This window comes from Sphingomonas sp. GlSt437 (assembly GCF_048015635.2).
In the GTDB taxonomy this organism is placed as follows: Bacteria; Pseudomonadota; Alphaproteobacteria; order Sphingomonadales; family Sphingomonadaceae; genus Sphingomonas.
In genome coordinates, this window is record NZ_JBPGYA010000001.1 from 1,656,674 (window position 1) to 1,675,284 (window position 18,611).

Annotated in this window: 19 protein-coding genes; 15 read left to right on the plus strand and 4 right to left on the minus strand. The window is 65.3% G+C overall.

Going from position 1 to position 18,611, the window contains the following annotated elements; translation table 11 throughout:
- Position 1: 1 nt before the first annotated feature.
- The 13 genes from ACLB0R_RS08195 to ruvB all read left to right on the plus strand — a co-directional run bounded on the left by ACLB0R_RS08195 (position 2) and on the right by ruvB (position 11,866).
- Positions 2 to 697 (plus strand): flagellar hook assembly protein FlgD, encoded by a 696-nt coding sequence (locus ACLB0R_RS08195; protein ID WP_416642775.1) that lies wholly within the window; start codon positions 2 to 4, stop codon positions 695 to 697.
- 48 nt (positions 698 to 745) lie between these two features.
- Positions 746 to 1,999 carry a flagellar hook protein FlgE gene (locus ACLB0R_RS08200; RefSeq protein ID WP_416642776.1) on the plus strand — a complete coding sequence of 418 codons (1,254 nt, stop codon included), beginning with the start codon at positions 746 to 748 and terminating at the stop codon, positions 1,997 to 1,999.
- 26 nt (positions 2,000 to 2,025) lie between these two features.
- Entirely contained in the window at positions 2,026 to 2,772 is a 747-nt protein-coding gene (locus tag ACLB0R_RS08205; RefSeq protein WP_416642777.1) for a flagellar basal body rod protein FlgF, read from the plus strand.
- Between the two features lie 15 nt (positions 2,773 to 2,787).
- Positions 2,788 to 3,576 (plus strand): flagellar basal-body rod protein FlgG, encoded by a 789-nt coding sequence (gene flgG / locus ACLB0R_RS08210; protein WP_416642778.1) that lies wholly within the window; start codon positions 2,788 to 2,790, stop codon positions 3,574 to 3,576.
- On the plus strand, positions 3,569 to 4,273 hold the full coding sequence (locus ACLB0R_RS08215; protein ID WP_416642779.1) for a flagellar basal body L-ring protein FlgH: 705 nt from the start codon (positions 3,569 to 3,571) through the stop codon (positions 4,271 to 4,273). Before flgG ends, ACLB0R_RS08215 begins: the two co-directional genes overlap by 8 nt.
- Before the next feature lie 59 nt (positions 4,274 to 4,332).
- On the plus strand, positions 4,333 to 5,394 hold the full coding sequence (locus ACLB0R_RS08220; RefSeq protein WP_416643044.1) for a flagellar basal body P-ring protein FlgI: 1,062 nt from the start codon (positions 4,333 to 4,335) through the stop codon (positions 5,392 to 5,394).
- On the plus strand, positions 5,391 to 5,741 hold the full coding sequence (locus ACLB0R_RS08225; protein WP_416642780.1) for a rod-binding protein: 351 nt from the start codon (positions 5,391 to 5,393) through the stop codon (positions 5,739 to 5,741). The genes ACLB0R_RS08220 and ACLB0R_RS08225 overlap by 4 nt, the downstream gene beginning before the upstream one ends.
- Positions 5,738 to 7,081 carry a flagellar hook-associated protein FlgK gene (gene flgK, locus ACLB0R_RS08230; RefSeq protein WP_416642781.1) on the plus strand — a complete coding sequence of 448 codons (1,344 nt, stop codon included), beginning with the start codon at positions 5,738 to 5,740 and terminating at the stop codon, positions 7,079 to 7,081. The genes ACLB0R_RS08225 and flgK overlap by 4 nt, the downstream gene beginning before the upstream one ends.
- A gap of 11 nt (positions 7,082 to 7,092) precedes the next feature.
- Positions 7,093 to 7,995, plus strand: coding sequence for a flagellar hook-associated protein FlgL (gene flgL / locus ACLB0R_RS08235; protein ID WP_416642782.1), 903 nt, complete (start codon positions 7,093 to 7,095; stop codon positions 7,993 to 7,995).
- Positions 7,996 to 8,171: 176 nt separating this feature from the next.
- Positions 8,172 to 9,035: a flagellar motor stator protein MotA gene (gene motA / locus ACLB0R_RS08240; RefSeq protein WP_416642783.1), complete on the plus strand. Its 864-nt coding sequence runs from the start codon at positions 8,172 to 8,174 to the stop codon at positions 9,033 to 9,035.
- A gap of 217 nt (positions 9,036 to 9,252) precedes the next feature.
- Positions 9,253 to 10,158 carry a flagellar motor protein MotB gene (locus ACLB0R_RS08245; RefSeq protein WP_416642784.1) on the plus strand — a complete coding sequence of 302 codons (906 nt, stop codon included), beginning with the start codon at positions 9,253 to 9,255 and terminating at the stop codon, positions 10,156 to 10,158.
- Positions 10,159 to 10,216: 58 nt separating this feature from the next.
- On the plus strand, positions 10,217 to 10,816 hold the full coding sequence (gene ruvA / locus ACLB0R_RS08250; protein ID WP_416642785.1) for a Holliday junction branch migration protein RuvA: 600 nt from the start codon (positions 10,217 to 10,219) through the stop codon (positions 10,814 to 10,816).
- An 18-nt stretch (positions 10,817 to 10,834) separates the two neighbouring features.
- A complete protein-coding gene (gene ruvB, locus ACLB0R_RS08255) occupies positions 10,835 to 11,866 on the plus strand; it encodes a Holliday junction branch migration DNA helicase RuvB (protein ID WP_416642786.1) in 1,032 nt (343 codons plus the stop codon).
- 98 nt (positions 11,867 to 11,964) lie between these two features.
- On the opposite strand, the gene ACLB0R_RS08260 is transcribed toward ruvB, so the two are convergent.
- The 4 genes from ACLB0R_RS08260 to ACLB0R_RS08275 all read right to left on the minus strand — a co-directional run bounded on the left by ACLB0R_RS08260 (position 11,965) and on the right by ACLB0R_RS08275 (position 16,008).
- On the minus strand, positions 11,965 to 14,163 hold the full coding sequence (locus tag ACLB0R_RS08260; RefSeq protein WP_416642787.1) for a xanthine dehydrogenase family protein molybdopterin-binding subunit: 2,199 nt from the start codon (positions 14,161 to 14,163) through the stop codon (positions 11,965 to 11,967).
- 13 nt (positions 14,164 to 14,176) lie between these two features.
- Positions 14,177 to 14,632, minus strand: a complete 456-nt coding sequence (locus tag ACLB0R_RS08265) for a (2Fe-2S)-binding protein (RefSeq protein WP_416643045.1) — start codon at positions 14,630 to 14,632, stop codon at positions 14,177 to 14,179.
- A 114-nt stretch (positions 14,633 to 14,746) separates the two neighbouring features.
- Entirely contained in the window at positions 14,747 to 15,439 is a 693-nt protein-coding gene (locus ACLB0R_RS08270) for a peptidylprolyl isomerase (RefSeq protein WP_416642788.1), read from the minus strand.
- Complete coding sequence (locus tag ACLB0R_RS08275) at positions 15,436 to 16,008, minus strand: cytochrome b (RefSeq protein WP_416642789.1); 573 nt, start codon at positions 16,006 to 16,008, stop codon at positions 15,436 to 15,438. The genes ACLB0R_RS08270 and ACLB0R_RS08275 overlap by 4 nt, the downstream gene beginning before the upstream one ends.
- A 105-nt stretch (positions 16,009 to 16,113) precedes the next feature.
- Between ACLB0R_RS08275 and ACLB0R_RS08280 the strand changes: the two genes are divergently transcribed.
- Positions 16,114 to 17,559, plus strand: a complete 1,446-nt coding sequence (locus ACLB0R_RS08280) for a glycosyltransferase family 2 protein (RefSeq protein WP_416642790.1) — start codon at positions 16,114 to 16,116, stop codon at positions 17,557 to 17,559.
- A gap of 105 nt (positions 17,560 to 17,664) precedes the next feature.
- Positions 17,665 to 18,600 carry a hypothetical protein gene (locus ACLB0R_RS08285; RefSeq protein WP_416642791.1) on the plus strand — a complete coding sequence of 312 codons (936 nt, stop codon included), beginning with the start codon at positions 17,665 to 17,667 and terminating at the stop codon, positions 18,598 to 18,600.
- The last annotated feature ends 11 nt before the right edge of the window (positions 18,601 to 18,611 follow it).

The window sequence follows — 18,611 nt, forward strand, 5'->3', positions numbered from 1 at the left end:
GATGGCTTCGAATTTTGACACCACGCTGGCGAGCCTGGGCATCACGCGCAGCAATGCCGCGCCCAAGGTGCAGTCGGCAACCAATGCCAACAATCTGACCTCGTCGGACTTCATCAAGCTGCTGACCGCACAGCTGCAGAACCAGGACCCGACCAGCCCCGTTGATGCGACCCAGCAGCTGACTCAGCTGGCGCAATTCTCGCAGGTCTCGGGCATCAGCGAGATCAACACGACGCTGAAGGCGATCCAGGATCAGCTGTCGTCGCAAGGCGGCAAGACCAGCACCAGCGATGCGCTGGCTTATGTCGGGCATAATGTGCTGGTGCCGGGCACCACGGCTTATCCGCGCACCTCGGGCGGGATCGCCGGCGCGGTCGAGCTCGGCGACGATGCGACCGACCTCAAGGTCGCGATCGAGACGCCCGACGGCCAGGTGCTGAAGACGCAGGATTTGGGCGCGCACAGCAAGGGCACCGTCAATTTCGATTGGGACGGCACCACTGACAGCGGTGCCGCTGCCGGCAACGGCCCGTTCAAGATCGTCGTCAGCGCCAACGCCAATGGCAAGGCGGTGACGGCCCAGCCGCTTGTCTGGGCGCCAGTCAACTCGGTTTCGCTGCCAGCAAATGGCGCGCCGGTGCTGTCGCTCCCGGGTCTCGGCACGGTGCCGACCAGCGACGTCCGGCAAGTGGGATGAAGACGCGCTCATACGAAATATTAACCATCTTTGGCAGGAGATAAGGCCATGTCGTTCTACACTTCGCTCAGCGGCCTTCAGGCAGCACAGACCGATCTTTCGGTCATTTCGCACAACCTTGCGAACGTCTCGACCAACGGCTTCAAGAAAAGCCGTTCCGAATTCGCCGATGTCATCGCGTCTTCGGTGTCGCAGGACCCGACGTCGCAGATCGGCTCGGGCGTGGTGGTGAAGGGCAATCGCCAGGAATTCAGCCAGGGCAATCTGGTGCAATCGTCTTCGTCGCTCGACCTCGCGATTTCGGGGGACGGCTTCTTCGCGGTGAAGCCGTCGCTCGATCAGGTCGACGTCAATTACACCCGCAACGGCGCGTTCCTCGTCGATGCCAACCATTATGTCACCAATTCGGAAGGCGCGCATGTGCTGGTCTATCCGGTTGATGGTAGCGGCAATGTCGTCGCAACCACGCTTGCGTCGGCGACCGCGCTACGCCTACCCGAGGCGAGCGGCACGCCGGTTGCCACGAGCACTGTCGGCTTGACGGCGAGCTTGCCATCGACCGGGCCGATCCCGACGACCACGACGTTCAACCGCTTCGATCCGTCGAGCTACAATGCCTCGTCGTCGACCACGATCTATGATGCGAACGGCAACCCGCAAACGCTGACCAATTATTTCGTCCGCACCAGCACGGGCACGCCGAGCACGTGGAGCGCCTATAGCTTTGTCGGCGACCAGCAGCTGAAAGTCGGTGGCTCGACCAACCCGGTGACGCTCAGCTTCGACGCAACCGGCAAGTTGACCTCGCCCGCGGGCGCGACGAGCTTCGATGCCTTCACCCCCGCAAGCGGTGCTGCGCCACAAACGCTGTCGGTCGACTTGACCACCACGAAGCAGGCAGCAGGCTCGTTCGAAGTGACCAATTCGACGCAGAACGGCGTCGCGGTCGGCCAGCTTCAGGGCGTCGCTGTCGATGCCAATGGCGTCGTCAAGGCAAGCTTTTCGAACGGCGACACCAAGGTGCTTGGCAAGGTCGTTCTCGTCAATTTCGCCAACCCCACTGGCCTGCGCCAGTTGGGCGATAGCACTTGGTCGTCGACCGGCGTTTCGGGCGCGCCCATTCTTGGCCAGGCGAATTCGAACGGCTTTGGCGGCCTGCTGTCAGGCACCGTCGAGCGCTCGAACGTTGACATCACCGAAGAACTGGTTGGGCTCATCGCCGCGCAGCGCACGTTCCAGGCGAACGCCAAGGCGCTCGAAACCTCCAGCCAGATTTCGCAGACGATCTTCCAGATCCAGTAACGCAAAGGGGCTGAGGGGCCGAGGCCATGGACAAGCTGATCTACACCGCTGCATCGGGCATGAAGGGCCATATGGCCGCCCAGGCCGCGATCGCCAACAACATGGCGAACATCGCGACCACGGGCTTTCGCGCCGATCGCACGGTGTTCGATCGCTTGGACGTGACCGGCCCCGGCTTCGACACGCGCCAGCCGACCTCGGAAGAAGTGATCGACGCCGATCGCAAGAACGGCGCTGTTCAGGCCACCGGCCGCCCGCTCGACGTCGCGATCAGCGGCGATGCATGGCTGGCCGTGCAGGCAACGGATGGTGCGGAGGCCTATACCCGCCGCGGTGACTTGCAGATCGCGCCGTCGGGCGTGCTTGAAACCGGCGACGGCTTTCCGGTGATCGGCCAGTCCGGCCCGATCACCGTGCCGCCGGCGCAGCAGGTGTCGATCGGCGCCGATGGATCGGTGCTGATCGTGCCCCCCGGCGGTGGCCCCGGCGCCGTGCCGCAAGCGATCGACAAGCTGAAGCTGGTGTCGGTTCAGGGCACCGCGACAGTGAAGGGCCTCGACAATCTGCTGCACGTGCGCGGCGGCGGCGTGTTGCCGCAAGACCAGGAAGCCAAGGTCCAGTCGGGTTCGCTCGAGGGATCGAACGTCAACATGGCGCAGATCCTAATCGATATGATCCAGAACCAGCGCGAATATGAAGTGCAGGCCAATTTGGTCAAGGAAGCCAAGAACATGGACGAAAGCGCCGCATCGCTGATGCGGTTGCCGGGTTAAGGGAAGGAGCGGGCAATGGGTAACGCCGCCATGCAGATCGCGCGGACTGGGCTTGACGCTCAGGACATGCGCATGCGGGTCATCTCGAACAACCTCGCCAACGTCAACACGACGGGGTTCAAGCGCGATCGCGCCGCGTTCGAGACGCTGGCGTATCAGACGATCACAGAGGCCGGCGCGCCCAACACGGCCGAGTCCAAATACGCGATCGGCCTCAATCTCGGCACCGGTGTCCGCATTGCCGGCACCGCGCGGATCGATACGCAAGGCACGCTGGCGACCACGGGCAATTCGCTCGATCTGGCGCTCGATGGTGAAGGCTATTTTCAGGTCCAGCTGCCGGGGGGGCAGTTGGGCTATACCCGCGCAGGCAATTTCTCGCGCTCGGCCGAGGGTTTGCTGGTGACGGCGGAGGGCTATCAGGTCCAGCCGGGCATCACCATTCCGCCGACCGCAACCTCGATCACCGTCGGCAATGACGGCACCGTCTCGGCGACGATCCCGGGTCAGTCGACTCCGACCCAGCTTGGCCAGGTGCAAGTCGCGACGTTCCCCAATGCCGCCGGTCTGGCCGCCAAGGGCGACAATTACCTGACCGAAACCGCCGCGAGCGGCGCGCCGAGCCTCGGCATCGCCGGGCAAGACGGGCGCGGCAACATTCGCCAGGGCATGCTCGAGGGCTCCAACGTCAATGTCGTCGAGGAACTCGTCGACATGATCGAGACGCAGCGCGCTTACGAGGTCAATTCCAAGATGATCAACGCGACCGACGAGATGCTCAAATATGTCAACCAGAATGTCTGATCGCGGCCGCATCGCGCGCGCGCTGGGCGGCGTCGCCGTCGCCACCTTGGTCGCTGCCCTGCTCGTGCCGGGCAGCGCCGAGGCGAAGCTGTTTGGCAAGAAAAAGCCCGCGACCGATTTCACCACTACCGTGCCGACAATGGCGCCGCCGCCACCGCCGCCGGCCAATGGATCGATCTATCAAGCATCGACCGGTTATTCGGCGCTCTACGAGGGCTGGCGCGCCAAGCGGGTCGGCGATCCGCTGACCATCGTCCTCGTCGAAAGCACCGCGGCCACCAAATCATCGAGTTCGAAGCTCGACAGCACCGGTGGGATCGGCCTGACGCCGCCCAAGACCGGCCCGCTCGCTTTCGATCCCGGCATGGCGCAGGCCAGCGGCAACCGCAGTTTCAACGGCCAGGGCACTGCCGACCAGTCGAACAGCCTGTCGGGATCGGTCAGCGTTACCGTCGCGCAGGTCTTCCCCAACGGCACGATGCTGGTCCAGGGCGAAAAGCGCGTCACGCTCAACCGCGGCGACGAATTCATCCAGATCAGGGGTATCGTCCGCATGGCCGATGTCGATGCGGACAACAGCGTGCCATCGACGCGCGTTGCTGACGCGCAGATCGCTTACACCGGCAAGGGCGATGTCGCTCGCGCCGCGCGCCAGGGATGGCTTGCCCACTTCTTCGGCATTCTCAGCCCGTTCTGAGCTTTGGGGGAAAACTCGTGAAAGCCGTCATTCGCCTGATCCTTGGCCTGCTCGCCGCGATGCTCGTCGCGCAGCCGGCGCTCGCCGATCGCGTCAAGGATCTGGGCACCTTCCAGGGCATCCGCTCCAACCAGCTGACCGGCTATGGCATCGTCGTCGGCTTGCCGGGGACAGGCGACGACAATCTCGAATATACCGTGCAATCGCTCAAAAGCGTTGCCTCGCGCTTTGGTCTGCAATTGCCGGCCAACGCCAATCCGGCGCTCAAGAACGCGGCGGCGGTGATCATCACTGCCGAATTGCCGCCTTTCGCCAAGCCTGGTCAGCGCATCGACATCACCGTCGCCGCGCTGGGCAAGGCCAAGAGCTTGCGCGGCGGATCGCTGGTGATGACGCCGCTGATCGGTGCCGACGGGCAGATCTACGCGATGGCGCAAGGGTCGCTCGCGGTCGGTGGTCTGGGCGCTGATGGCGCCGATGGCTCGAAAATCGTCATCAACGTGCCCTCGACCGGGCGCATCCCGGAAGGAGCGACGGTCGAACGCGCGGTCGATACCGGCTTTGCGACCAGCCCGACGCTCACCTTCAATCTGGCGCATGCCGATTTTACCACTGCACAGAATGTCGCGGCTGCGGTCAACGCGCGGCTGGGGCCGGGCCGGGCGGAGGCGATCGATGGCGTTTCGGTGGCGATCATCGCGCCGGCCGGCGCTGATCTCCGCGCCGCGCTGATGAGCGAGATCGAGAACCTCACTGTCACCTCTGCCGAACCGCCAGCGAGAGTAATTGTTAACGCACGTACGGGTACCGTGGTGATCAATTCGGCGGTGCGCTTGGGCGCCGCGGCGGTCACCCAGGGCAAGCTCACCGTGCGCGTTGATGAAAAACAGCATGTCAGCCAGCCGGCGCCGTTCAGTCAGGGCCAGACCCAGACCGAGCAGCATTCGAGCGTGGGCGTGACCGAGGAAGTGAAACCCATTTTCCTGCTCGATCCGGGACCCAAGCTTGCCGATGTGGTAAAGGCGATGAACGCCATCGGCGCGTCGCCTGCCGATCTGGTCGCGATTCTTGAAGCCTTGAAGGAAGCCGGCGCGCTGAAAGCCGACTTGATCGTGCTGTGAGCGATCCGGTCTCTCCGATCGCCCCGGTGGCGAGCCCGCTCGATGTGTCGAGCGTCGCGAGCGACACCAGTCGCCTCGCGACGCGCGCGAATCTGCAGAAAGCGGGCCAGCAGTTCGAAGCGATTTTCGTGCAGATGATGCTGAAGTCGATGCGCTCGGCGCATTTGGCTGATGATATCTTCGGCTCCAAGGCCGGCGACACGTTCCGCGAGCTGCAGGATCAGAAGATCGCGCAGAACATGGCGGCGCATCAGCCGCTCGGCATCGGCAAGGCGATGAGCGATTTCCTGGCGAAATCGCAGCCGAGCCTACAGGCGCCGGGTGCCGCTGACGGAGCCGCCCAATGAGCGACCTCCTCGCCGTCGGCGCGAGCGGGGTGCTCGCTTATCAGACCGCGCTGTCGACCGTGTCGGAGAATATCTCCAACGCGGGCACCGCCGGCTATTCGCGCCGCACGACGACGCTCCAAGAAATTACCGCGACCTCGTCGCGCGCCTCGGCAAGCAGCTCGACCGGCAGCGGCGTTACCGTCACGGGCATTAATCGCGCCGCCGATGATCTGCGCCAGGCCTCGGTTCGCGCCGCGGGCAGCGATGTCGCGCGCAGCCAGGGCAGCGTGACGTGGCTCCAGTCGATCGAGACCGCGCTCTCCGGCAATACGCTGCAGGACAGCCTGACCGGCTTTTTTAACGCCGCCAAGACGGTCGCAGCCGATCCCACCGCCAGCACGCCGCGCAACGCGCTAATCGAGGCAGGCTCGGCGGTGGCAAGCGCTTTCCAGCTGACCGGCAAGGCGCTCGACGATGCGACGACCCAGCTCGACACCACAGCCAACAACGCCATCGGCCAGCTCAACAATCTGCTTGCGTCGCTGGGCCAGGTGAATGACGGGCTTGGCCGCTCGCAGCCAGGCACGGGGGCATCGGCGCAGCTGCTCGACCAGCGCGACCAGCTGCTCGGCCAGGTCAGTGCGATCACCAACACCACCGTGTCGACCGATGCGCTCGGTCGCGTGACGCTCCAGCTCGGCGACAGCAGCGGCCCGGTCGCGCTGGCCGGCGATACTGCTGCCTTTATCGGCTATGCGCGCAATGGATCGGGCGCGGTGTCGTTCACCGTGTCGCGCCAAGGCGTGACGAGCACGCTAAGCCCGACCGGCGGCGCGCTGGCCGCGGTGAGCGAAGGCGCCGGCCGGCTCGCCAATGCGCGATCGACGCTCAACCAGATCGCGAGCAACTTCACCGCCACGATCAACAACGTGCAAGCGCAGGGGCGCGACCTTGCCGGCAATCCCGGTGCCGCTTTCTTCGCGACCGGTGCGACGCCGACCGACATCACGGTCGCCATCACCGATCCCAACCAGATCGCCGCGGCGGCGGTGGGCGGCGGCACGCGCGACAACACCAACATCAACGCGTTCGAGACCGTGCGCCAGTCGGGCGGCTATGAAGCGTCGCTCTCGACCACGATTGCGGCCAATGCCTCGACGCTCACCGCGCGCAAGCAAGTCGCCGACGCGCAGAGCACGATTTACGACGGTGCGGTCGCGGCGCGCGACAATGTCTCGGGCGTCAATCTCGACGCCGAGGCGGTCGATCTGTTGCGCTTCCAGCAGGCCTATCAGGCCTCGAGCCGCGTCATCCAGACCGCCAGCGACATTTTCCAGTCGATCCTCCAGATCCGGTAAGGCCTCAAGCGATGCAGATCAGCACCAATCGCTATTATGACCGCTCGAACAGCCAGTTTCAGGCGTTGCAGGCGCAGGTCGACAAACTGCAGGAGCAGATTTCGAGCGGCAAGAAGGTCGCGGCGCCGTCGGATGATGCGGTCGGCTACCAGCGATTGACGTCGCTCAATCAGGCAGGCGTGGACGATACGGCGTGGGGCAGCAACATCACGCTCGCACATACGATCATCCAACAGGCCGACAGCACGCTTGGCAGCATCACCGATCGCTTGCAGCAGGTGCAGGAGCTGACGGTGCAGGCCTCGAATGGCACGCTTTCCGCCAGTGACCGCGCGACGCTTGCCGGCAATGTTCGCGCGGCGCTGCAGGATCTGGTCGGGCTGGCGAATACCACGGACGTGCGCGGCCAGCCGCTGTTCGGCAGCGCGACCGGCACCACGGCGGTAACGCAGGATTCGTCGGGCAATGTGAGCTTCGTGGGATCGGGGTCGCCATCGGGCATCCCGATCGGCAACAATGTCAGCATTCAGCCGAGCGACACGGCGACCCGCATTTTCGGCAATGTACCGACGCAAAGCGGTACGACCGACGTGTTCGCGCTGCTCAACAATCTCGCCACCGCGCTTGAAAGCGGCGCGCCGGTGCCGGCGGGCGCGCTCGACAGCCTCAATGCAGCGGTGACGCAAGTCACCGACGTGCGCAGCGCCGCCGGCGCGCGCAGTGCCCGGCTCGATCTGGAGCAGACGCGGCTCAAGGACACCGCGACGACGCGCGCCTCCGAGCAATCGGCGCTGCAGGATACCGACATCACCGCTGCCATTACCGAATTGCAGAAAACATCGACCGTGCTGCAGGCAACCCAGGCGAGCTTCACCAAGCTCAGCCAATTGTCCTTGTTCAATTATCTTCATTGAAGGCTGGTTTGATGGCTGCTGCTCGGCCGGGCGCAGATCGCGCTTGGTTTTACTCAGAAAGCCCAAAAAATTTCCGGCTTGGTAACCAAATAATGAGGAACGGTCGGCAATAACGGGCTGAATTGCGGGGTACCCCGCGCGGCGAAGATGGCCGCGCTGAATGGAGTTGGCGGGGAATGTATCCAATCATTGGTCTGGTTGTGCTGCTGGCCATGGTGTTTGGCGGTTTCGCCTTCACCGGCGGCGCGCTCGGGCCCGTGATGGAAGCGATTCCGCACGAAATGCTCATCATCGGCGGCGCGGCGACGGGCGCGCTCATCATCGGCAATTCGATGAAGGAGCTGAAAGCCTTTGGCGGTGGCTTCATGAAGGCCTTCAAAGGGCCGAAATACAAGAAGCAGGATTATCTCGACACGATCTTCCTCGTCTCCAAGCTGATGAAGATGCTGCGCACCGAAGGGCCGATTGCGCTTGAGCCGCATGTCGAGGACCCGAAATCGAGCGCGGTGTTCGCCGAATATCCCCGCCTGCTCGCCGACCACACGCTGGTCAACTTGATCGCCGACACGCTGCGGCTCGTCGTCGTCTCGTCGGGCACGCTCGACGTGCATGCGGTCGAGGAAGTGATGGATAACGCGATCAAGACGCACCACCATGAAGTCGAAGGTCCTGGTGGCACGATGGCCTCGCTCGCCGATGCGCTGCCGGCGCTCGGCATCGTCGCGGCCGTGCTGGGTGTGGTGAAGACGATGGGCTCGATCGACAAGCCGCCGGCCATTTTGGGTGCGATGATCGGCTCGGCGCTGGTCGGCACGTTCATGGGCGTCCTGCTCGCTTATGGCATTGTCGGCCCGCTGGCCAACCGCATCAAGCAAGTGGTCGATGCGGATGCCGCGATCTACCATGTCGTCAAGCAGATCATCATCGCCTCGCTCCACGGCCACCCGCAGCCGCTGGTAATCGAGGCGGCGCGCTCGTCGATCGCGCATTCGAACCAGCCCGGCTTTGCCGAGGTGTTCGACGGGTTGAGGGGGCGCTGACGATGGTCGGCGCGATGGCCTTTGCTGATGACGAATTTTTGGGTTCACGCGGAGGCGCGAAGGACGCGGAGATGGCGTCGCGTACTGCAGCGAAGCTGCTTGGAATGCGCGTCGAAATTGCAGGATCGCTGACGCGATCAAACACTACCTCTCCGCGGCCTCCGCGCCTCCGCGTGACCACAATCTTCCCGCACTCTCCGTCGTATCGAGACAGCTGATGGCCACCGCGCGGGCACCGCACGGGCTCAACCTGCCGCCCAAGATCATCGTCAAGAAAGTCTATATCGAGGGGCATGGCGGCCACCACGGCGGCGCCTGGAAAGTCGCCTATGCCGATTTCGTTACCGCGATGATGGCGTTCTTCCTGTTGATGTGGCTGCTCGGCGCCACCAACGAGAAGCAGCGCAAGGCGATCGCCGATTATTTCTCGCCGACGCTCGTCCAGTTCCGGCAGAACAGCGCCGGCTCGAATGGGCCGTTCGGCGGCGCCTCGCTGGTTGATCGCGACAATTACCCCCACCGCGCCTCCCAGACCGGCACCAAGTCGATGACCGTGCCGGTCGATGCCGTCGGCGGCAACCAGGTTGGCACTGGCCAGACCGGCTCGCTCAAGAACCGGCAACTCGCGGCGGAAGATCACAAGAATTTCGAGCGCATCCACCGCCAGCTGAGCCAGGCGATTTCGGCCAATCCCAGCCTTAACAAGCTCGCCAACCATGTCCGTTTCGTGCCGACGCGCGATGGCTTGCGCATCGATCTGGTCGACAATGCCGATTATTCGATGTTCGCGCTGGGCACGACCGTGCTCGAGCCTGAGGCCGACAAGCTGATCGGCATGATCGCCGGCTCGGTGCGGGATTTGCCCAACACGCTGATGATCCGCGGCCACACCGACAGCCTCGCCTATCAAAACCCGCAGGGCATGAATAACTGGCTGCTGTCGAGCGGCCGCGCCGAGGCGACGCGCCGGCGGCTGGCGCAAGGTGGCTTGCCCGATGCGCGCTTCGACCGGATCGAAGGCGTCGCCGATCGCGAACCGATGATCCGCGACAATGCCGCCGATCCGCGCAACCGCCGCGTCGCCATTACCTTGCTCTACCGTCACGCCGAATTCGGCAGCTGAGGCTTCAGCCCGCCAGGGTGATTCCCACCGGCGCGATCTTGCCCTAGGGTCGCGCGTCATGATTGCGCATCTCAACGGCGTCCTAGCTGCCACAGGCCCCGACCATGTCGTGATCGACGTGGCCGGCGTGGGCTATCTGGCGAGCTGCTCGGCGCGAACGCTCGATGCGCTGGGCGCGATCGGGGAAGCGGTGCAGCTCCACACCGAGATGCTGGTGGGCGAGGATTTCATTCGCCTGGTCGGCTTTGCCAGCGCCGCCGAGCGTGACTGGTTCCGGCTGTTAACCAGCGTGCAGGGCGTCGGCGCCCGCGTGGCGCTGGCGATCCTGTCGGTGCTCGATCCCGCCGCGATCGCCGATGCCGTGGCCCGGCAGGACAAGGCAATGATCGCCCGCGCCAATGGCGTCGGGCCGAAGCTCGCCGAGCGCATTGTTCGTGAGTTGAAGGACAAGGCAGGCGTGCTGCCGGTCGGCGCTGGCGCTGCGGCTTCGGCACCATCGCGCGGCGGCGCGGCGGCCGATGCGCTGTCGGCGCTCGGCAATCTCGGCTTCAAGCCCGCCGAAGCGCAGGCCGCAGTGGCAGCGGCGGAAGAAGAGCTTGGGCCGGGCGCCGGCCTCGATGCGCTGGTGCGGCTGGCGCTGCGCAAGGCAGCGAAGTAGCGAGGCGCGACCCTGATCATGACCGACGATCGCCTCCTCTCCCCCGCCCGCCGGCCCGAAGACCCTGACGCGGCGCTGCGCCCGAAATCGCTCGACGAGTTTGTCGGGCAAGCGGCGGCGCGCGAGAATCTGCGGGTGTTCATCAACGCGGCGCGCGCGCGCGGCGATGCGCTCGACCATGTGCTGTTCTTCGGCCCCCCTGGGCTCGGCAAGACGACGCTTGCCCAGATCATCGCGCGGGAGATGGGGGTGGGGTTTCGCGCGACATCGGGGCCGGTCATTGCCAAATCGGGTGATCTTGCGGCGCTGCTCACCAACCTCGAAGACGGCGACGTCCTGTTCATCGATGAGATTCACCGGCTGCAGCCGGCAGTCGAGGAAGTGCTCTACCCGGCGATGGAGGACCGCGCGCTCGATTTGATGATCGGGGAGGGGCCGTCGGCACGCTCGGTCCGCATCGAGCTGCCGCGCTTCACCCTTGTCGGCGCGACGACGCGGCAAGGGCTGCTGACGACGCCGCTGCGCGATCGGTTCGGCATTCCGGTGCGGCTCACTTTCTACACCGTCGATGAGCTGGAACGGGTCGTCACCCGCGCGGCAGGGCTGCTCGATCTGGCACTTTCGCCCGATGGCGCGCGCGAAATAGCCCGGCGCGCCCGCGGCACGCCGCGCATCGCCGGGCGGCTGTTGCGGCGAGTGCGCGACTTTGCCCATGCCGCAGGGCACGATGTCGTCGATGCGCGCGCGGCGGATGCGGCGCTCAACCGGCTCGAGGTCGATGGGCTGGGCCTCGATGCGATGGACCGCCGCTACCTCACCATGATCGCCGACATTTATCGCGGCGGGCCGGTCGGTGTGGAAACGCTCGCGGCGGGGCTGTCCGAACCGCGCGACACGATCGAGGAAGTGATCGAACCCTATCTTATCCAGCTCGGCCTCGTCGCACGCACCGCGCGCGGGCGATGCCTTAATGCCGGCGGGTGGAAGCATCTCGGCCTCAACCCGCCGGTCGGCACGCAAGACACGCTGTTTGGTGGGGATGAGGGGTAGATGCCCTCACCCTTCCCACCGCCTTCGGCAGTGGGCCCCTTCCCTCTCCCGAAGGGAGAGGGAGGGAGCGGCGTCAGCCGCGGAAGGGTGCGGGCAGGCTAAGCCCGCAAATTCGCCAGCAACGGCAGCTCCCGCACGCGCTTGCCGGTCGCGGCGAACACCGCATTGGCCAGCGCGGGGGCGGCGGGCGGCAGGCCGGGTTCACCCAGACCGCCGATCGTCGCCCCGCTGTCGATGAAGCTCACATCGATCACCGCCGGTGCCCCGGCCAGTTGCAGCACCGGATAATCGGGGAAGCTCGACTGCTGCACCGCGCCTTTCTCAAGCGTGATCGCCTCGCCCAGCGCGGCGGAGAGCCCCATGATGATGCCGCCCTGCACCTGGGTTTCGGCGTTTTTGGGATTCACCACGGTGCCGCAATCGGCGACCACGGTGACGCGCGTGACTTTGGGCGCGCCGCCCGGCTGCATCGCTACTTCGACCACTTCGCCGACAATCGTGCCGAACGATTCGACCAGCGCGATGCCGCGCCCCGAACCCGCCGGCAGCGGCGTTCCCCAGCCCGCTTTCTTGGCGACCGCATCGAGCACCGCCAGATGCCGCCCGCCCGGCTTCAAGTGCCGACGGCGGAACTCATAGGGGTCGATGCCGGCGGCATGCGCCAGCTCGTCCATGAAGCTTTCATTGTAAAAGCCGTGCTGGGTGCTGTTGACCGAGCGCCAATAGGCATCGACCTGGTGCGAGATATATTTGTAATGGTGCCGGGCGACGGCGGGCACATCATAGGGAAACACCGTCTCGCTCTCGGCATCGGCGAACTGGACATAATCGGTCCGCCACGCGGTGATCTTGCCGTCGCCGCCCAGCGACGCCTTCAAGCCAGCCGAGGATTGCGGGCGATAAGCGCCGTGCTTCACATCCTCCTCGCGCGACCAGATCAGCTTGACAGGGTAAGGCAGCTGCATGGCGAGCTGAGTCACCTGGCCGATGATTTGCGAATAATCCGGGAAGCGCCGGCCGAAACCGCCGCCCATGATCATCGGGTGGAAAGTGACGTTGGCGGCGCCCAGGCCCGAAACCTTGGCGGCGATCATCCGCGTCGACAGCGGGTCCTGCATGCCGCCCCAGATGTCGAGCTTGCCGTCCTTGTGATGCGCGGTGAGGACGAAGGGCTCCATCATCGCCTGATGGAGGAACGGCACGCGATAGGTCGCCTCCAGCGCCTTGCCGCCTTGCTTGAACACCGCGTCGGGGTCGCCGCTGCCGTGGTTGTTGTCGGATTTGCCGCCAGCGCGAAGCTTGTCCTGATCGGCGAAGATCGTGGCGGTGGACACGGCGCCATGGCCGCCATCATCGAATTTGGGGCTGAGCGCGCGCACGCCCTTCAGCGCCGGCCAATAGCCCTTGGCGACGACGACGACTGCCTCGTCGAGCTTGACGACTTTCTCTACGCCATTGACCGCCATCGCCGGCGCGGGATCGACCGACACCAGCTTGCCGCCGCGCACCGGCGCCATCATCAGCGTGGCGACGCGCATGTCGGGCAGGGTGAAGTCGATACCGTACTGCGCCGAGCCATCGACCTTGCCCGGCACGTCGAACCGCGCCATCGGCTTGCCGATGAAACGATAATCCTTGGCGGCTTTCAGTTCAGGCTTGAGTGCGAGCGAGCGGCCGGCAGCGGCTTCGGCGATTTCGCCATAGCGAACCGACTTCCCCGATTTGGCGTGGATCACGCGGGCATTCTCGGTGGTCAGCTCGCCTGCCGGCACGCCGAGCTTATCGGCGGCGGTCGCGACCAGCGCCATCCTCACGGCAGCGCCCGCAACACGGATGCCGTGCTGGCCGGTGAAGCGCACCGCGGTCGACCCGCCAGTGATCTGCAGCGGCATGCTGCGCGCGATCAGCGAGAAGCCCGATTTGACGAGGCCGGTCAGGAACACCGGGATCTGCGCATCGCCCAGGATGAAAGCCTCGCCGAGCGGCGTGTTGGCAAACGCGGCGTCAGCCGGCGCCTGCTCCACCTTCACCTTCGCCCAATCGGCGTCGAGTTCTTCCGCCAACATCTGGGCAAGGGCGGTGTGCGATCCCTGGCCGAAATCGATATGCGGGGTGATGAGGGTGACGGTGTCGTCGGTACCGATCTTCACCCAGGTGGCGAAACCAGTCTCGCCCTTGCCCGCGGTCAGCGCGGCGGCACGACGGACATTATGCCCGTCGAGCCATTCAACGCCGAACACCGCGCCGCCGACAATCGCGACGCCGCCAATCAGGAAGGCTCTGCGCTTGATGCCCATTGTCCGTCTCCCCTCAGGCGCCCGCGACCGCGTGGATCGCGGCGCGAATGCGGACATAAGTGCCGCAGCGGCAGATATTGGTCATCGCCGCGTCGATATCGGCGTCACTCGGCTTGGGATTGCTGGCGAGGAGCGCAGAGGCCGCCATCAGCTGGCCCGACTGGCAATAGCCGCATTGCGGCACTTCATGCTCGATCCAGGCTTGCTGCAGCTTGGAAAGCTGGCCCGGCGCCCCGCCAAGCCCCTCGATCGTGGTGATCTTCTTGCCAGCAACATCAGCGATCTGCACCTGGCAGGATCGCGTCACTTGCCCATCGATATGGACGCTGCACGCTCCGCACGCGCCGATGCCGCAGCCGAATTTGGTGCCGGTCAGTCCCGCTTGCTCGCGGATCGCCCAGAGGAGAGGTGTATCGGCATCGCCGTCGAGCGTAACGGGCTTGCCGTTGATGGTGGTGGTGATCGCCATGGCGTCCATGTCCCCGCTTATTGCCCCCGCGCACAGGTGGCGTTTTGCGACGCAGAATAGGGCCAAGCGGCGGGGTCGGTCCAGCGGCTTTTAGGGTGGTATCGGTTCCGCAGTCTAATTTGGCGTGACAGGCGGTGCGGGCGACGTGGCCGGTGCGGGAGCCGCCAACGGCAGCGGTACGCGCCGCGCCGATAGGATCTTTACCGGATGCTCGATCATCTGACCCTTAAGGAACCCCTCGCCCGCCGTCGGCGACAAGGGCTGGTCCCAAATCTTGCGAACCACGTCCATGCCGCTGACGACATGGCCGAACACCGCATAGCCGGCATTGTCGCCGCTCGCTTTGGGATCGGCGTCGAGCCCGGTCAGGTCGGAGAGCATGATCGAGAAATCGCCCGTTGCACTCCCGGGCGCGTTGCGCGCCATCGAGATCGCGCCGGCCTTGTGGCTCAAGCCCGTCTGCGTCGTCGGCTCGTGCGCGATCGGTTTCAGGGCGCGCTGCGGGTTGTTCTGGATGCCGCCCTGGATGAGGCCATTGGGCTGATCGCCCCAGTTGAGGTGCATCGCCCGATAGAACACCGTGCCGTCGAAGCGCTTCTGATCGACATAGTGGACGAAATTCTCGACCGTGATCGGCGCATGCACATGATCGAGCTCGAGCGTGATCGCGCCTAGGTCGGTCGTCACCACCACGCGCACCGTATCGCCGATCGGTGCTGGCGGCGCCGTTGGCGCGACGTGCTTGGCCGGCGGTGCCGCCGCGATCAGCGCCAGGCCTGCCAGAGCAACGGCAACGACTCGCTTCATTCGGGCTGACCCCAGAACCACATCCGCTGCAATTCGCGTGTCTTATCAAGAAACTGATGCTTCAGCGCGCCCGCAACGTGCAGCACGAACAACGCATAAACGAGCTTGGCGCCCAGTTCGTGAATCTCACCGAACAGCTCGTGATACCGCTTCATCTCCGCCGGCCCCAGATGCTGGAAATAGGCGGCGCGCGGAATTTCGATCAGGCCGAACAGCATCAACGGGTGCGTCGCCGCCGCATCCCATGCCGAATCGTGCAGCCAGCCAGTGATCGGCATCAGGAAAATGACCAAATAGAGCGCCCAATGCGTCCAGTGCGAGGTGCGGATTTCCCATTGCTGATATTTGCTCGGCAGCGGCGGCGGTCGATGGGTGAACCGCCAGAGCAGCCGTAGCACAGCAAGGCCGAACACGGTGATGCCGATTGACTTATGAACGTCGATCAGCGGGCGGACCTGCGCGTCGGGCACGTTGGGCCAGGTCCAGGCAAGCGCGATGTTGATGATGATGCCCAGCGCTACCAGCCAGTGCAGCCAGATCGCGGCTTGGGTGTATCGCCGTGCTTCCATTACGTCGCTCCTCATCATACGCCCAAGGACCATCTGGCGCGAACCGCCCAACGCGCCTACCTAGCCGCAAGCTCCCGTTCAGCTCAATTCGGAAATAGTCGCGCGATGCTGATGATGACCCAGGCGCTCGTCGCGCAATCGCCGCGCTTTACGCCCCGGCGCGTGCCGTGGACGGCGACCGCGATCAATCTGGGCGCGGCCGCGCTGTTTCTGGCGCTGCTCGCGCAGGCGTATTTCCGCACCGGGCTTGCGAGCTGGTCGGTCGGTGTCGCCTATATTCTCTACGACAGCTTCCTGCTGGCGTTCACCGCGAGCCGCACCTGGCGGCTGATGCAGCCCACGCCCGCCGCGCCCACCCCGCCCATTGGACCGCGCCCGACATTGGGCGTCATCGTCGCCGCGCATAACGAGGCCGATGTGCTCGGCGTCACCATCGACACGCTAGCCGCGCAGAGAGATCCGCCCGACTTGATCCTGATCGCCGATGACGGCTCGAGCGATGCAACGGGCGAGGTGCTGGCCCGGCTCTACGGAATCCAGGCGCCGCCGCTCGGCGGGTTGAGCGCCGCCGCGCCGCGCTTGCCGAGCCTGCGCTGGCTGCGGCTGCCCCATGGTGGCAAGGCGCGCGCGCTCAATGATGCCATCCAGCGCATCGATACCGATGTCGTGCTCACCGTCGATGCTGATACGCTGATCGATCCCGGCGCGCTCGCCGCGATGCGTGCTGCCTTCATCGCCGAGCCGGCGCTGGTTGCCGCCACCGGCGTGCTGACGCCGATCTGCGGGCCATCGCGGATGGAGCGCACCTTCCAATGGTTCCAGCGCTACGAATATGTCCGCAATTTCTTGTCGCGCTATGCCTGGATGCAGGAGCGCGGGCTGCTGCTTATCTCGGGCGCGTTCGCGGCGTTTAGGCGTGAGGCGGTGGTGCGCGTCGGCGGGTTCGATCCCGATTGCCTGGTCGAGGATTATGAGCTGATCCACCGGCTTTATCGCCATTCGGCCGATCACGACCTCGGCTGGACGATCCGCGTGATCGGCGGCGCCACCGCGCGCACCGATGCCCCTGCCAGCCCCATGGCGTTCCTGCGCCAGCGCCGCCGCTGGTTCGGCGGGTTCCTCCAGACGCATTGGTGGAACCGCGACATGATCGGCAATGCGCATTTCGGCCGGCTCGGCACGCGGATGATGCCAGTGAAGACGCTCGATACGCTGCAGCCGATCTACGGCCTTGCCGCGTTCGCGATCCTGATCGCGCTAATCGCAACCGGCACGTTCCGCCTCGCTTTCCCGATCCTGCTGGTGATGCTCGCCAAGGTCGTACTCGATCTTGCCTATCACCTCTGGAGCCTGCGCCTCTACGCGCGCTGGACGGGGCAGGCAGACGGCCTTGGTTGGCGCTGGGCGCTGGTCGCCTCGCTGCTCGAGCCGTTCAGCTTTCAGCTGCTCCGTCATGCCGGCGCCGCTTGGGGCTGGTGGACGTTCCTTACCGGCCAGGGCAGCTGGGGCAAGCAGCGCCGCACCGCGATCGAGAGCGCCCACCAAAGCTGATCGATCCTGGATGCGATTGGGTATGCGCCTGCGTGGGCAAGCGCGCGATTGCCTGTTAACCGTAGCACGTTGCAGATGCTTAACGATTCGCGGGCGGGGGCGGGAATGGCGATGGGGGCAAAAGAGCTGTTCGGTGGCGCAGCTCAATTGCTTCAGGCTCACGCACCAGCGGCCGCTCATGCCGCGGGCGCCGCGTGGTCGCTCTCCGCGGGCAGCTGGCCCGAATGGCTCCAGCTTGGCCTCGCCATTCTCGGCGTCGGCGCGGCCTTCGGGCTGATCGGCGCGGTCGTCGCGCTCAAGAATCGCTTTCCGGTGCCGGCCAAGCATCGCGCCGCCGATTTCGTCCGCATGCTCTGCGCGCAACTGTGGGAGCATAGCGACCATATCGCCAAGGTGTTTGCCGAGCGGTTGCGCAACCCGCCCTCTGACATTGCCGCGATGCGCATCCTGGTGCGCCTGCTGCGCGAAGACCTGAGCACGGCGATCAATTTCATCGAGCAGATGCGCGCCCACCCGCCAGGCAGCTGGCACGGCGCCGATATCTTCACGGCCTTCACCAACTGGAGCGCGCCGGTCGTCGCGATGGCCAAGCAGCTCGACGATCTCCATCAGGCGGTCACATATCCGCTGCTCCGCGAGCCGGTCGACAAGCAGCGCGATGCGACGCTGGTCTATCAGTATCTGACCGAGCAGGCGTTCCTGCTTCGCCGGGTCGATGATGTCGAAGCGCGCGCTTATGCGTTTTGCGCGGTGGCGCGCAAGCTGCTCGACAAGGACAAGAAGCCCGACCATGGCCACGGCGAGGGCGAGGCGCATGAATGCCCGTGCTGCAAGCGCACCCCCGGCGATCATCATCCCCGCGCGCGTGATCCGCTGCAGCCGATCGTCCTGCCGCCGCCGCCAGCACCGCCGCCACCGCCACCGTCTCCGCCGCCCCCGCCGGTCTGTCGCTGCACGGCGGTCCAAGCCTGCATCTGCATGCGGGGCTGTGCGTGCGCTTGCCAATGTCCGCCAGCACCACCGCCCAAGCCCGCCAGCTGATGCGGCGCCGC